General features: G+C 65.8%; 14 protein-coding genes and 1 pseudogene. 13 read left to right on the top strand and 2 right to left on the bottom strand.

Annotation, left to right across the window (positions count from 1 at the left end; genetic code table 11):
- The first annotated feature begins 67 nt into the window (after positions 1-67).
- The 3 genes and pseudogenes from A3K89_RS21095 to A3K89_RS21090 all read left to right on the top strand — a co-directional run bounded on the left by A3K89_RS21095 (position 68) and on the right by A3K89_RS21090 (position 1,119).
- Positions 68-691, top strand: coding sequence for a TetR/AcrR family transcriptional regulator (locus tag A3K89_RS21095; protein WP_174551486.1), 624 nt, complete (start codon positions 68-70; stop codon positions 689-691).
- Positions 601-834 (top strand): annotated as a pseudogene (locus tag A3K89_RS26625) (DUF2256 domain-containing protein); the annotation flags it as partial. The gene A3K89_RS21095 and the pseudogene A3K89_RS26625, both read left to right, overlap by 91 nt.
- 15 nt (positions 835-849) lie before the next feature.
- Positions 850-1,119, top strand: a complete 270-nt coding sequence (locus tag A3K89_RS21090; RefSeq protein ID WP_254303627.1) for a DUF3253 domain-containing protein — start codon at positions 850-852, stop codon at positions 1,117-1,119.
- Positions 1,120-1,162: 43 nt separating this feature from the next.
- On the opposite strand, the gene A3K89_RS21085 is transcribed toward A3K89_RS21090, so the two are convergent.
- Positions 1,163-2,110, bottom strand: a complete 948-nt coding sequence (locus tag A3K89_RS21085) for a sugar-binding transcriptional regulator (protein WP_068430235.1) — start codon at positions 2,108-2,110, stop codon at positions 1,163-1,165.
- Between the two features lie 128 nt (positions 2,111-2,238).
- Here A3K89_RS21085 and A3K89_RS21080 point away from each other — a divergent pair, with 128 nt between their 5' ends.
- From A3K89_RS21080 to A3K89_RS21035, 10 genes are all read left to right on the top strand, one after another.
- Positions 2,239-2,880: an SIS domain-containing protein gene (locus A3K89_RS21080; RefSeq protein ID WP_243636793.1), complete on the top strand. Its 642-nt coding sequence runs from the start codon at positions 2,239-2,241 to the stop codon at positions 2,878-2,880.
- Positions 2,877-4,361 (top strand): xylulokinase, encoded by a 1,485-nt coding sequence (gene xylB / locus A3K89_RS21075; protein ID WP_068430229.1) that lies wholly within the window; start codon positions 2,877-2,879, stop codon positions 4,359-4,361. The genes A3K89_RS21080 and xylB overlap by 4 nt, the downstream gene beginning before the upstream one ends.
- Entirely contained in the window at positions 4,358-4,975 is a 618-nt protein-coding gene (locus A3K89_RS21070; protein ID WP_068430226.1) for a hypothetical protein, read from the top strand. Before xylB ends, A3K89_RS21070 begins: the two co-directional genes overlap by 4 nt.
- Positions 4,972-6,015: an NAD(P)-dependent alcohol dehydrogenase gene (locus A3K89_RS21065; protein WP_068430223.1), complete on the top strand. Its 1,044-nt coding sequence runs from the start codon at positions 4,972-4,974 to the stop codon at positions 6,013-6,015. The genes A3K89_RS21070 and A3K89_RS21065 overlap by 4 nt, the downstream gene beginning before the upstream one ends.
- Positions 6,012-6,776, top strand: a complete 765-nt coding sequence (locus tag A3K89_RS21060; RefSeq protein WP_068430221.1) for an SDR family NAD(P)-dependent oxidoreductase — start codon at positions 6,012-6,014, stop codon at positions 6,774-6,776. The genes A3K89_RS21065 and A3K89_RS21060 overlap by 4 nt, the downstream gene beginning before the upstream one ends.
- Positions 6,770-7,825 (top strand): zinc-dependent alcohol dehydrogenase, encoded by a 1,056-nt coding sequence (locus A3K89_RS21055; protein WP_068430218.1) that lies wholly within the window; start codon positions 6,770-6,772, stop codon positions 7,823-7,825. The genes A3K89_RS21060 and A3K89_RS21055 overlap by 7 nt, the downstream gene beginning before the upstream one ends.
- A complete protein-coding gene (locus A3K89_RS21050; protein ID WP_068430216.1) occupies positions 7,822-9,375 on the top strand; it encodes a sugar ABC transporter ATP-binding protein in 1,554 nt (517 codons plus the stop codon). Before A3K89_RS21055 ends, A3K89_RS21050 begins: the two co-directional genes overlap by 4 nt.
- Positions 9,372-10,391, top strand: a complete 1,020-nt coding sequence (locus A3K89_RS21045) for an ABC transporter permease (RefSeq protein ID WP_068430212.1) — start codon at positions 9,372-9,374, stop codon at positions 10,389-10,391. The genes A3K89_RS21050 and A3K89_RS21045 overlap by 4 nt, the downstream gene beginning before the upstream one ends.
- Positions 10,392-10,441: 50 nt before the next feature.
- Positions 10,442-11,482, top strand: coding sequence for a substrate-binding domain-containing protein (locus tag A3K89_RS21040; protein ID WP_068430208.1), 1,041 nt, complete (start codon positions 10,442-10,444; stop codon positions 11,480-11,482).
- A 96-nt stretch (positions 11,483-11,578) separates the two neighbouring features.
- Complete coding sequence (locus tag A3K89_RS21035; RefSeq protein WP_068430205.1) at positions 11,579-12,337, top strand: GolD/DthD family dehydrogenase; 759 nt, start codon at positions 11,579-11,581, stop codon at positions 12,335-12,337.
- A gap of 44 nt (positions 12,338-12,381) precedes the next feature.
- On the opposite strand, the gene A3K89_RS21030 is transcribed toward A3K89_RS21035, so the two are convergent.
- Positions 12,382-13,890: an acyl-CoA synthetase gene (locus tag A3K89_RS21030; protein WP_068430202.1), complete on the bottom strand. Its 1,509-nt coding sequence runs from the start codon at positions 13,888-13,890 to the stop codon at positions 12,382-12,384.
- Positions 13,891-13,939 lie beyond the last annotated feature (49 nt).

Here is a 13,939-nt window from a genome sequence, read left to right as displayed (position 1 = left end):
CTGACAGGACGTCATGTCAGATGGATGTAGTCTGCGTCACATCTGCTGCATCTGTCAACATCGACACATGACCCCGACGACGCGTCGCTACGCCGGAATGAGCGCCGACGACCGCGCAACCGAACGTAGGTCCCGACTGCTCGACGCCGGGTTGGACGTCTTCGCCGACGCAGGCGCGAAGGGTGCGACGATGACCGCGATCTGCGCGCGGGCCAAACTCACCGAGCGATACTTCTACGAAAGCTTCAGCAGCAAGGACGAATTGCTGCGCCAGGTGGTCGACATGGTGTCCGACGAGATCCGAGTCGCCGCACTTGCCGCGCTCCATTCGTCCGACGGCACCGTCGAAGCCCGAGTGCGGCAGGCAATCACCGCATTCGTGACCGTGTTGACCGACGACCCGCGCAAGGGACGAGTCGCCATGATCGAGTCTCTCGCCGTCGACTCGTTGCGCCGATATCGTCGAGAATCGTTGCGCGACTTCGCCCGCCTGGTAGCAGACCAAGCTCACGAACTGTACGGCAGCGACGCATGGCCCGAGCCACGGTCGGAGATCAACGGCCTGCTGTTCACCGGCGGTCTCGCCGAACTGATCATCGCGTGGTTGAACGACGAGATCGACGTGACGCCGCAGCAGATCGTCGAGTCCGCGACCTACCAGTTCATCTCCACATCACACCGACCACGGTAGCTACAGTGGATTCGGTGGCCCACGCACACCGCTCCAGGCAATCGACACCCCCGGACAAGACATGTGCGTCGTGCGGCCGCCGAATCGAATGGCGCAAGAAGTGGGAGCGACACTGGGATGACATCAAGTACTGCAGCGACGCGTGCAGGCGGCGCAAGGTGACGTCCTCGGATCACGACCTCGAGAACAAGATCAGAGAGTTGCTCGACGCCCGGTCCCGCGATGCGACCATCTGTCCGTCCGAGGTCGCCCGGGCGATGTCCGACGACAACTGGCGCGACCTGATGGAGCCGGTACGTCGCGCCGCCCGCCGGATGGTCGACGCAGGCGAGGTCGAGATCACGCAGAAAGGTTCGGTCGTCGACCCGTCGACAGCCAAGGGTCCCATCAGAATTCGCTGGGCGGCTACGCCGCCCGTGCGCGAATAGTTGGCCCAGGTTGCAACTATCCGCGCACGGGTGCGGAGCGCAATCAGCGCACGAGCCCCGCAGCGGTCCCGGCGTCGATGATCAGCGACGACACCAGTCCGGATTTCAGCACGGCTCGGACGGCCGCGACCTTCGCTTCACCCGCCGCAATGGCAATGACGTGCTCGATGCCGCGCAGGCCGTCCTCCGACACGCCCATCCGCCGGTCGTCCAACCCGTGCACGCGGTTTCCTTCCGCGTCGAGCAGTAGCGCACAGGACTCGGCCACCACGCCTTTCGCCGTCCAGTCCCTCGCCTCCGACGGCGTCAGCAAGTCGTACACCTGCGACAAACCCGGCCCCCACGCGCCGATGGAGACAACGGCTTTCGTCACCGAGGCATGGTGGCGCAGCGTCTCCTGAATTCCCCGACTGCTGCTCAGCGCAGCGCACGTGCGTGCGTCGGACACGACGAGCGGCGCGTACATCGACCACGCCTGCCCTCCCCCGAGTTCGGTGATTCGACGCACCAGTTCGGCGGATGTCGCACCGACGGCACCCGCCATGCCCGTCAACTGCACGACGTCGCATTCGGCGATGGCGTCGAGATGCGTCGTCATCCGGGACAACGTTCGACCACAGTCGACGCCGAGTACGTCTGCGGGCGTGACGATTTCGCTCAGCAGCTCAGCGGTGACGCGACCCACCGCGTCCCACAGCTCGTCCTGACCGTCACTGGCGGTGCGGACCGCGAACGCCATCCGCAATCCGAACTCGTCCTTCAGTGCGCGCGAAAGTTCTATGTCGATCGATTCCGGGGCGTGCACGGTGATCTCGACCATTCCCGACGCGACGGCGTCCTCGAGAATGCGAGCCACCTTGAAGCGGGAAAGACCGAACTCGTCCGCAATCTGAACCCGTGTGCGCCCGTCGACGTAGTACCGACGCGCAATCAATCCTCGCTGGACGAGTTCCTCCGGCCCCACTCTGCGGACCTCGGACTCCTGCGGCATCCCCCCACCTTTCGCTGTCACTGACACCATCATCATCACATGCGCTCATCTGAGCAAGCTGATTGACACATGAGCACGGACAAAGCATGATCCTGTTCACTATGCATGTGAGCAGTGAGGTACGACATATGAGCAAGCTCGACGACGCCGAACTTCGGCGTCTCGCGCACACCGTGTTGGTCCGGGAGGCCGTCGGCCTGGCCAACCTCGCGGATACCGTCGAGCCCAGCGTCGTTCGCGTCGCCCGCGCCGTGGTCGAGACGTCCGGCAAGGTCATCACCACCGGTTCGGGAACGTCGGGAATCATGGCCGAGCGCCTGGCCCATTTGCTGTCCGTCTGCGGCGCACCCGCCCTCTACCTCCCCGCCATGGATGCACTGCACGGCGGAATGGGCGCGATCGAGACGTCCGATCTCGTGCTCGCCATCTCCAAGACAGGGCGCTCGTCCGAGCTCACTCGGCTGGTGACCCGCCTCGTCGAGCGCGGGGTTCGTGTCGTCGCCGTCACCGAGTCCGTCGAATCCCCCTTCGCGTCCGCGGCCACCGACATCGCGGAACTCCCTGCAACCCAGCCCGATTCCGACCCGGGAAACATGATCGCCATGGCGAGCACGCTCGCAGTCGGCGCATGGGGAGACGCGGTCGGCGTCGTCGCCATGTCGTTGAGCGGCCACACGATGCACGACGTCGTGAACTCGCACCCGGCAGGCGGCGTCGGAACTCGCGACGACGTCATGTCCGCGTCGAACGAACCGGTGGTCGGACTGTGACGCGACAGGTCGTCGTCGGTGTCGACTCGTCGACACAATCGTGCAAGGCCGAGGTACGCGACGCCGAGTCGGGCGAATTGCTCGCCTCCGGGTCGGCGCCTCATACTCCCGCGTTCCCACCGTGCAGCGAGCAGGATCCGCGTTCGTGGTGGGAGGCGCTGGTGGTCGCCGTCCGGGCTGCGCTCGCCGCTGCCGGCGACGTGCAGGTGACCGCGCTGTCCGTCGCGGCACAGTGCCACGGCCTGGTGATGCTCGACGCCGAAGGTGAGCCGCTGCGTCCCGCGAAACTGTGGAACGACACCACCGGCGCGGAGCAGCTCGCAAAGCTCGTCGAGGCAATCGGTGGCCCGAAGTGGGTGCGCCGCATCGGTTCCCTTCCGACCGCTGCATTCACCATCGCGAAACTCGCGTGGGTCGCCGAACACGAACCCGCGACGCTGGACGCCACGCGTCGAATCCTGTTGCCGCACGACTACTTGACCTTCCGGCTCACCGGTCGCGCCGTCACCGATCGATCCGACGCGTCCGGCACCGGCTACTTCGACGCGACGACGTCGACCTGGCTGCCCGAATTCCTCGATGCGGCCGCGGGTCCACGCGACTGGCTGCCGATGCTCCCGACCGTCCTCGGAGGCGCCGAGCCCGCCGGGGCACTGACCGATTCCGCGGCCACCGAGCTCGGTCTCACCCGTTCCGTGCTCGTCGGAGCAGGTGCGGGCGATCAGCATGCCGCATACCTCGGACTCGGTCTGAGCGACGGCGACCAGTACATCGGTCTCGGTACGTCCGGCGTGTTCGCCACGTCGACGCGCACACCGGTGTTCGACGAGGCAGGCATCGTCAACGGCGTCGCTGACACCACCGGCGGGTACTTGCCGCTCGTCTGCACGCTCAATGCAGCCCGAGTGGGTGATACCGCCGCCCGGATCCTGGGAACCGACCACGCCGGGCTCGCCGCTCTCGCCCTCGCCGCCGAACCCACCGTCGGCCCGACGCTCGTGCCGTTCCTCGACGGCGAGCGGACGCCGAACCGTCCCTACGCACGGGGCCTGCTCTCGGACCTCACGTCGGCGACGACGCGGGAGGAAATGGCGCGCTCATTCCTCGAAGGTCCGCTGCTGTCTCTTCTGGCCGGTCGAGATGCGTTGCGCTCGTTCGGGATCGACTGCGACGGCCCGCTCACGGTCGTCGGCGGTGGCGCCCGGTCACCGGCCACGCTGCAGCTGCTCGCCGACCTCTCCGGCGACACCGTCACCGTTCCCGACGCCGACGAGGCGACGGCACGTGGTGCATGCGTGCAGGCAGCAGCCGTAGCAGCGGGCGTCGACGAGGCGGGGATGGTCGAACTCGCACGGCGATGGACCCCACCCGCACGGACGACCGTCTCGCCGCGGGAGACCACCCGGAACATCGCCGAAGTCCGCGCACGCTGGGCGGCAGCAACTGCCGTCGACGCACTGGACCGGCCGGACAACGCATGACGATCACGCTGGCCCCCTGGCACGTCGGATACGAAAAGCACCTGGTCGGTAGCGTGTACGCCGCAGCGCCAGGACTCCGGACGCAGGCCGCCGAGGCACTCGTGGCGGCAGGGATCGCGGTGCACGTCGACGTCATGGCGCCCGACGAAGGTCTCCCCGTCGGCGTCACGCTGGACGAACTGGACGAGCTCGCTGCCATCGTGCCGCGCGACATGCTCGGAGTTCACCTCGTCGGAAGCGTAGACGGAGTCCGCGCCATGCTCCCTCGTATCCCCGACGTGGGCGATCTGTACGTGCCGCTGGGCACCCCCGGTATCGGCTCGTCGCGAGTGTGGGCGGCGGTCTGGGACGAGGTCGATGAGGCGAGCGCATCGACGGTCGATCTGACCGGGTACGACGGTGTGCTGCTCATGCTTCTCGAACCCGGAACATCGGGAGTTGCCGACCCCGATCGCCTCTCGATCGCCACAGCCCTCGCACGTCGGATCGACGTCACGCTCGACGGCGGAGTGACCGAACATCTGATGCCTGCATGCCTGAGTACCGGTGCGTCGACCGCCGTCGTCGGCCGCGCCCTCATCCTCGATTCCCCTCTGCCGGAAGGACACTCATGACCACCGCAACACCGACACCGCCCGCATCGTCGATGCGCGCGAGTGTGATGACGGGCGTGCGGACGCTCGAGATCGAAGATCGCCCCGTTCCGACGCCCGCACCGAACGAGGTGCTCGTCGAGGTCGCGGCAGTGGGCGTCTGTGGTTCGGACGTTCACTACTATCGCGAAGGTCGCATCGGCGACTTCGTGGTTCACGACCCGATGGTTCTCGGTCACGAGCTGTCCGGACGGATCGCTGCCGTCGGCGAGGGTGTCGACGAGAGCCGCATCGGTCAGCGCGTCGCCGTCGAACCGCAACACCCGTGCCGTCGCTGCGCGCAGTGCATGGCCGGGCGTTACAACCTGTGCCCCGACATGAAGTTCTACGCGACGCCTCCTGTCGACGGCGCCTTCTGCCGCTACGTCACGATCGACGCGGACTTCGCTCACCCGGTTCCGGATTCGCTGTCCGACGAGGCGGCAGCACTGCTCGAGCCACTGTCGGTCGCCGTCACCACGATGCGCAAGGCCGGGATCGCTCCCGGATCGTCCATCCTGATCGCAGGGGCCGGCCCCATCGGCATCATCACCGCACAGGCCGCACGCGCCTTCGGTGCTGCACGAATCGTCGTCTCCGACCCTGTCGCCTCGCGGCGCGAGCGCGCCCTGACCTTCGGCGCCACCGAAGTGATCGATCCGACGGTCGACGACGTCGCCGCGCTCGATCCCCAGGTCGACGCATTCGTCGACGCCAGCGGTGCCGTCCCGGCCGTGCAGAGCGGCATCCGTGCCGTCGGACCTGCCGGGCGCGTCGTTCTGGTCGGAATGGGCGCCGACGACTACCCCCTTCCCGTCAGTCACATCCAGAACCTCGAGATCACGGTCACCGGCGTGTTTCGCTACACCGACACCTGGCCCGCTGCAATCCATCTCGCGTCGTCCGGACTGGTCGATCTCGACCGGCTCGTCACCGGACGCTACGACCTCGAGCACGTCGCCGACGCGCTCGAAAGCGACACCGACCCTGCCAGCCTCAAGTCGATAGTGGTGCCTGCATGAGCAACAATCCCTTTGATCTGACCGGACGTACCGCGATCGTCACCGGCGGCAACCAAGGACTCGGACGCGCGTTCGCGTTCGGTCTCGCCGCGGCGGGCGCCAAGGTCGCCATCGCCGGACGCAGCGCGGAACGCAACGAGAAGGTCGTCGCCGAGGCCGCAGCCGAAGGCCACGAGTTCGCGGCCATCACAGCCGACATCACCCGGCACGCCGACGTCGAGCGGATGACCGCCGAGGCGATCGACACGCTCGGTCACGTCGACATCCTCGTCAACAACGCCGGAACCTGCTACCACAACGACTCGTGGGACGTCACCGAAACCGAATGGGACAACGTCTTCGACCTCAACGTCAAAGCGTTGTGGGAGTGCAGCATTGCCGTCGGCGCCCACATGCGCGAGCGGAAGAGCGGGTCGATCGTCAACATCGGTTCCATGTCGGGCATCATCGTCAACCGCCCGCAGATGCAGCCGGCGTACAACGCGTCGAAGGCCGCCGTACACCATCTCACCAAATCCCTTGCCGCCGAATGGGGCCCGCTCGGTATCCGCGTCAACGCCGTGGCCCCCGGCTACTGCAAGACCGAGATGGCTCCGGTGGACCGTCCCGATCTCAAGCGCTACTGGATCGACGACGCACCCATGCAGCGATACGCGATGCCCGAGGAAATCGCCCCGAGTGTCGTGTTCTTGGCGAGTGACGCAGCGAGTTTCATCACCGGTTCGGTTCTCGTCGCGGACGGAGGATACACAGCATGGTGAGCACCGAGGTGTCCACCGTCCGGCGCATCCTCGTCGAAGGCATCGACAGCGTCAGCGTCGAGACGGTCGCGACTCCGGAAGCGGCGACCGGAGAAGTCCGCGTGCGCAGCACCGTCGTCGGCATCTGCGGATCCGATGTCCACGCCGCACACGGTCGGCATCCGTTCATCGACCTTCCGTTTCGGCCCGGCCATGAGGTCGTCGGCGTCGTCGACGCAATCGGCGACGGTGTCGACGCATCCCTCGTGGGCACACGCGTCGTCGTCGAACCCAATCTCGCGTGCGGGCACTGCACTCAGTGCCTCGCCGGGCGTTACAACATCTGCGCCGAACTCGCGGTGTTCGGGTGCCAGACACCCGGCGGCCTGACCGACGCGTTCACGATCGCTGCCGACCGCGTGATCCCTCTCGACGACGCACTCGACGACCGTCACGCGGCCCTCATCGAGCCCCTCGCCACCCCCGTTCACGCTGTACGACGGGCCGCGACACTCGTCGACGGACTCGACGGCAAACGCGTCGCAGTGTTGGGCGCGGGGCCCATCGGATTGTTCGTGCTGCTCGCAGCACGTCGTGCAGGTGCGACCGTCGTCGTCGCAGATCTTCTGGAGTCGAAACGCGCTCGGGCGCAACGGCTCGGCGCCGTCGGCAGTTTCGATCCGACCGCTTCGGACGCCGTCGCCACCGCGAAAGAAGCCCTCGGCGGGCCTGCCGACGTCGTCATCGACTGCGTCTCGCGGGAATCGTCGGTCGCTCAGGCAGTCGACCTCGTGGACAAGGGCGGCGTCGTCCTGATCGTCGGCGTTGCTGCCGGCGCGACGGCGGTACCCCTCGACCTCGTTCAGGACCGCGAGATCATCGTCGCCGGGTGTCTGATGTACGTCCGCGAGGACGTGCGGGAGGCCATCGACATGCTGACCGAAGGCCTCGTCCCGATCGACGAGTTCGTGACCGGCGAGTTCCCGCTCGATCGCGCCGCCGACGCGTTCACGGCGTCGACCGATCCCGAACACGTGAAGGTACTCATCACCGTCGGAGGACGACCGTGACACGGCTGCTCGAATGTCGAGAGGTGACGAAGAGTTTCGGTGGAGTGCCTGTCCTGAAGGGTATTTCACTCGAGCTGGAGCCCGGCACCGTCACCGCTCTGGCGGGTGAGAACGGCGCAGGCAAGTCCACTCTGATGAAGATCGCGACCGGTCAGATCCGCGCCGACACGGGGACCGTCATGATCGGTGAGCACACCTTGTCCGCCGGCGACCCGAGGGATGCCGTGCGGCACGGTGTCGCCATCGTGCCGCAGGAACTGGCGTCGATCGACGACATGACGGTGTACGAGAACATGTTCGTCGGCCGCGAGAAGCGCCGCGGCTTCTTCTTGGACCGCCGTGCGATGATCGACGAGGCAGCGAAAGCGCTTGCGGTGTTCGACGTCTCGATCTCGCCGAACGCACGGATGGGTAGTCTGCCCGTCGGCCTGCGCCAGATCATCGAGATCGTCAAGGCCGCGCGGACCGGCGCCCAGGTCGTCATGCTCGACGAGCCGACTTCTGCGATCTCCGAGCGCGAGGTCGAGGGTCTCTACAAGGTCATGAAGCAACTGCGTGATCGCGGTGTCGCCATGGTCTACACGACGCACAAGATGGCCGAGATCCGTGCCATCGCAGACCGAGTCGTCGTGCTGCGCGACGGAAAGCTCATCACCGACGAGAAGCTCACCGACATCACCGACGACGAGATCGTCACCGCGATGATCGGACGTGAACTCGAAACCCTGTTTCCCGACGTCGTGTCCGGCACGGGTGACGTCGTCCTCGAGGTCGAGAACCTGCACGTGTCAGGCGCTTCGGCTCCGGTGAACTTGACGGTGCGGCGCGGCGAGATCGTCGGTCTGGCCGGGCTCGTCGGCGCCGGTCGCACTGAACTGCTCGAAGCACTGTTCGGTATGCGCGCGGTGACGTCGGGAACGGTCAAGGTGGACGGTCGCACGGTCCCGAAAGGCAAGCCCGCTGCGGCCATCACCGCAGGCATGGCGATGGTTCCCGAGGATCGCAAGATCAACGGCGTCGTCCTGTCGATGAGTGTGTTGGACAACGGATCACTGCCCAGACTGTCGAGCTTCAGCATCGCCGGCTGGCTGCGAAACAGGACTCGCACCAAGACGGTCTCCGACGCCATGGAGTCGGTGCGGCTGCGCAGTCGAGGAATGGGACAGTCCGTCGGTACACTTTCCGGTGGAAATCAGCAGAAAGTCGTGCTGGCGCGGTGGTTGACCGGTACCGTCAACGTGCTGCTACTCGACGAGCCCACTCGTGGCGTCGATGTCGGGGCCCGCTCCGAGATCTACCGCATCATCACCGAATTCGCCAGCCGCGGAATGGCTGTCGTGATGGCGTCGTCGGACATGCCGGAGATCGTGGGACTGTCGCACCGCGCGTTCGTCATGCGTGACGGTGCGTTCGTCGGCGAACTCGATCGGGACGCACTCGATCACCCCGAAGTTCAAGACTCGGTCTTCCGCATGGCGACCGCCCTGGACACACGTAGCGAAAACCCTGCGGCCCTTGACCGGTCGCCACTCGAGGAGGCACAACAGTGACAACACCCGTCGCTGAACCGGACGCCAAGACGTCCGTCTCGGCAACGACCGGAGAACCGGTGCGCCGATTCTCCGGCGCGTGGGCCGGAGCTCTGGCATTGCGTTATTCCATGGTCATCGTCATGCTGCTGGTGATCGGCTACTTCTCCTACCGCAGTGCTCGTTTCGGCACCGTCGACAACCTGCAGACCATCCTCGTGGCGGCCGCACCGTTCGCGTTGATCGCTCTCGGGCAGACACTCGTCATTCTCACCGGTGGCATCGACCTGTCGGTCGGCAGCGTCATCGCAGTCTCGGCCATGGCGTCCGCGGCCGTGGCCAAGGCCAACCCGGGCCAGATCTGGATGACGGTACTCGTGGCCGTGGCCGTCGGACTCGTCGCCGGTTCGATCAACGGTTATCTCGTTTCTCGCATCAATGTGCCCCCGTTCATCGCAACACTCGGTATGCTCACGGCCGGTTCGGGTTTCGCGTACGTGATCGGCGGTGGCGCTCCGATCAACGGCCTTCCGTCCGAGTTCGGACAGATCGCCAACACCAAGATCTTCGGAATTCAGATTCCGGTGCTCGTGATGATCATCGGAATCCTCGTGCTGGCCGTCGTCATGAAGAGAACTGCGTACGGCATGCGGGTCTACGCCGTCGGTGGCAACCGCACGGCGGCCGAGATCGCCGGCATCAACGCCAAGAACGTCCTGTTCAGCGTCTACGCGCTGTCAGGCGTGCTCGCGGGATTGTCGGGTGTCATGCTTGCCTCTCGCGTCATCTCGGGCCCGCCGAATCTCGGCCAGGGATACGAACTCGACGCGATCGCCGCGGTCGTCATCGGCGGCGCGAGCCTCATGGGCGGACGCGGAACCATCTGGGGCACCGCGCTCGGCCTGTTCATGATCCAAACGCTCAACAACGGTCTCGACCTTCTCGTCGTCCCCGCCTACTGGCAGGACGTCATCAAGGGCGTGCTCATCGTCGCCGCGGTGTCGGTCGACGTCTGGTCGTCGAAACGAAGAACCTGACCGATCTTTTCCGAACCCTCGCACAACCCTTCACCGATCTGGAGATGACAATGAAGTTTGCTTCCAAAGTGCTGACCGTGGCCGCCGCCGGCGCGCTCACTGTCGGCCTCACCGCCTGCGGCGCAGGTGATACCAGCGCTCAGGACGGCAAGACTCGTATCGGCGTCACCGTCTACGACATGAGCTCGTTCATCACCGCGGGCAAGGAAGGTATGGACACCTACGCCGCGGCGAACGACATCGAGTTGCTGTGGAACTCCGCCAACAACGACGTCTCGACGCAGGCAAGTCAGGTGGACTCGCTCATCAACCAGGGCGTCGACGCGATCATCGTCGTGCCTGCCCAGGCTGATTCGCTTGCCCCGCAGGTCCAGTCCGCCAAGGACAAGGGAATTCCGGTCATCGCAGTCAACGCAGCACTCGAGACCGATCAGATCTCCGGCAACGTCCAACCCGACGACGTCGCCGCAGGTGCACAGGAAATGCAGATGATGGCCGACAGGCTCGGCGGACGCGGCAACATCGTCATCCTGCAGGGGCCACTCGGCGGGTCCGGTGAGATCAACCGCGGCGCAGGCATCGACCAGGTTCTCGCGAAGTACCCGGACATCAAGGTTCTGGCCAAGGACACCGCGAACTGGAAGCGTGACGAAGCCGTCAACAAGACGAAGAACTGGCTCTCCAGCTTCGGTGACCAGATCGACGGCGTCGTCTCGCAGAACGACGACATGGGCCTCGGCGCGCTGCAGGCACTGAAGGAAGCCGGACGCACCGACGTTCCGATCGTCGGCATCGACGGCATCGAGGACGGTCTGAACGCCGTCAAGAGCGGCGAGTTCATCGGCACGTCCCTCCAGAACGGCACCGTCGAACTGTCCGCCGGTCTCGCCGTCGCGAACCGCATCGCCAAGGGCGAAGAGGGCGACACCGCGCCGGTGTACGTCATGCCTGCCATCACCCAGGACAACGTCGACGTGGCCATCGAGCACGTCGTCACCGAGCGTCAGGCCTTCCTCGACGGTCTGGTCGAACTGACGAACAAGAACCTCGAGACCGGCGACATCGCCTACGAGGGAATTCCCGGTCAGTAGCTCGACCGAAGTCGATTTCACTTCGAGGCGGGGCGGTGCCCCTCCATGCCCGCCCCGCCTCGAACACCACTGCTCGAACGAAAGGTGTGCCCTGACATGACGTCCCTCCCCGCGCCCGTCGACTTCTCGTTCGACGGCATGGTGGCCGTGGTATCCGGAGGTGCGTCGGGTATCGGCGCTGCCATCGGTGCAGCCTATGTGGCACAGGGCGCCACCGTGGTACTGCTCGATCGCGACGGCGACGCGGCCGCCAGGGCTGCGTCGGACATCGGCGCCCGCAGTGTTTCCTGCGACGTGGCCGACCGCGAATCGGTCCGTTCCGCAGTCGACTCGGTGATCGCCGATTTCGGACACGTCGACGTTCTGGTCAATTCGGCAGGCGTGGCGCGTCTGGCACCTGCCGAAGACCTGTCCGACGACTTCTGGAACCTCACCATCGACGTCAATCTCACCGGCACGTTCCTGATGTGCCAGGAGTTCGGGCGCGCCATGCTCGAACGCGGCTCGGGCCGCATCGTCAACATCGCCTCGCAGGCGGCCACCGTCGCCATCGAGGAACACGCCGCCTACTGCGCCTCGAAGTTCGGTGTACTGGGATTGACGAAAGTCCTTGCCGCAGAATGGGCGGGCCGCGGCGTCACCGTCAACACCATCTCCCCCACCGTCGTCATGACGCCCCTGGGTCGTGAAGCCTGGTCCAACCCCAAGGGCGACGCTCTGCGCGCCCGCATACCGGTGGGCCGCTTCGCGGAAACCCACGACGTCACGTCGGTTGCCGTCTTCCTCGTCTCCCCCGGCGCAGCCATGATCAACGGCGCCGACATCCTCGTCGACGGCGGTTACACGATCTTGTAGTGCGGCTGCGCCACCCGTGCGTGGATGGTTGGCCCAGGTTGCAACTATCCCCGCACGGGTGCGGAGCGCAACTCCCGTTTCAGAAGTTTGCCGCTCTGGTTACGCGGGAGCTCGTCGACGAACGTGACGGTCTTGGGCACCTTGAACGGTGCGATCAAGCCCTTCACGTGGTCGACGATCTCCTGCGCGGTCACGCCGTCCGCGCCGTCCTTCAGCACCACCACCGCGGTGACGGCCTCGATCCATCTCTCGTCGGGCGTACCGATGACGGCGACCTCCGCGACAGCGGGATGCGTGTAGACGGCGTCCTCCACCTCACGTGAGGCGACCAGAATGCCGCCGGTGTTGATCACGTCCTTGATCCGGTCGACGACGGTGATGAACCCTTCGGCATCCCGCGTCACGAGATCACCGGAGTGAAACCACCCGTCCTGGAACGCTTCTGCCGTCGCCTCGGGCTTGTCCCAGTAGCCGTCGCACAGTTGCGGTGAGCGGTAGAGAATCTCACCGGGCTCGCCGTCGGGAACGTCGTCGCCGCTCGCGTCGACGACACGTGTCTCGACGAAGAACACCGCACGACCGCACGAGGCAGGACGCTCCTCGTGCTCCTCGGGTTGCAATACCGTTGCGAGCGGACCGATTTCGGACTGTCCGAAGCAGTTGTAGAATCCCAGGTCCGGATACCGCTCCCGTAGACGGTTCAGTACGGTCACCGGCATGATCGACGCGCCGTACTGGGCCTTGGTCAGCGACGACAGGTCACGCGTCTGCAGATCCGGATGATTCGCGAGCGGCACCCACACCGTCGGCGCGAGGAACAGCGAACCGATTCTGTCCTCCTCGATGCGCCGCAGGATCTCCGGCACATCGGGACGCCTCATCAGATGCACTGTCGCACCGACCGACAGGTACGGCATCGTGAACACGTGCATGCCGGCCGAGTGGTACATCGGCATCGCGATCAGCGGATTGTCTTCCTTGGTGAAACCGAGCGCGATCACCGACGAGACGTACTCCGCGATCAATGCGCCGTGAGACATCATGGCGCCCTTCGGTTTCGACGTCGTTCCCGACGTGTAGAGCAGCTGCGCCAGGTCACTCGACTCAGCGGCGGACTCGAGTTCGTCGATGCTCTCGGAACCGTCGAGCAGGTCCGGAAGAGCCAGCACGTGATCGACCGGCAAGTCGGCGCGGACGGAGTCGAGCGTGGCCGCGAGTTCCGGGTCGACCAGTACCGCGCGCGAACCGGACTGCCCGACAAGATATTTCAGCTCGTCCCCGACGAGTGCGTAGTTGACCGGAACGTGCACCAGCCCTGCCCGCGCGCACGCGAGGAACCCGACGACGTACGCATCGGAATTCACACCGTACGCGGCGACGCGGTCGCCCGTGACCAACCCCAGCGCAAGCAGGCGTCGCGCGGCCCGGCTGACCGCGTCGTCGAGCTCGCGATACGTGTGGCTGCGGCCCTCGAACGTGATGGCGGTGCGCTCGGGGGATCGGGCGGCCGACCGGCGCAGTACGCCGTCGATGGTGTTGGTTCGGGTGCTCATGAGCGGAGATTATCGTGCGGCTGTGCCACCCGTGCGCGAACAGTCGGTC

It is taken from the genome of Rhodococcoides kyotonense (assembly GCF_001645385.1).
Classification (GTDB): Bacteria; Actinomycetota; Actinomycetes; order Mycobacteriales; family Mycobacteriaceae; genus Rhodococcoides; species Rhodococcoides kyotonensis_B.
The sequence above is the reverse complement of the archived record's forward strand: the minus strand, read 5'-3'. Positions and strand labels throughout refer to the sequence as shown.

What these genes read in the sequence shown, in the direction of transcription:
- A3K89_RS21095 (WP_174551486.1), top strand. Translation starts at nt 68, where the DNA reads ATGACCCCGACGACGCGTCGCTACGCCGGAATGAGCGCCGACGACCGC.
- A3K89_RS21085 (WP_068430235.1), bottom strand. Translation starts at nt 2,110, where the DNA reads ATGCCGCAGGAGTCCGAGGTCCGCAGAGTGGGGCCGGAGGAACTCGTC.
- A3K89_RS21080 (WP_243636793.1), top strand. Translation starts at nt 2,239, where the DNA reads ATGAGCAAGCTCGACGACGCCGAACTTCGGCGTCTCGCGCACACCGTG.
- A3K89_RS21070 (WP_068430226.1), top strand. Translation starts at nt 4,358, where the DNA reads ATGACGATCACGCTGGCCCCCTGGCACGTCGGATACGAAAAGCACCTG.
- A3K89_RS21065 (WP_068430223.1), top strand. Translation starts at nt 4,972, where the DNA reads ATGACCACCGCAACACCGACACCGCCCGCATCGTCGATGCGCGCGAGT.
- A3K89_RS21060 (WP_068430221.1), top strand. Translation starts at nt 6,012, where the DNA reads ATGAGCAACAATCCCTTTGATCTGACCGGACGTACCGCGATCGTCACC.
- A3K89_RS21055 (WP_068430218.1), top strand. Translation starts at nt 6,770, where the DNA reads ATGGTGAGCACCGAGGTGTCCACCGTCCGGCGCATCCTCGTCGAAGGC.
- A3K89_RS21040 (WP_068430208.1), top strand. Translation starts at nt 10,442, where the DNA reads ATGAAGTTTGCTTCCAAAGTGCTGACCGTGGCCGCCGCCGGCGCGCTC.
- A3K89_RS21035 (WP_068430205.1), top strand. Translation starts at nt 11,579, where the DNA reads ATGACGTCCCTCCCCGCGCCCGTCGACTTCTCGTTCGACGGCATGGTG.
- A3K89_RS21030 (WP_068430202.1), bottom strand. Translation starts at nt 13,890, where the DNA reads ATGAGCACCCGAACCAACACCATCGACGGCGTACTGCGCCGGTCGGCC.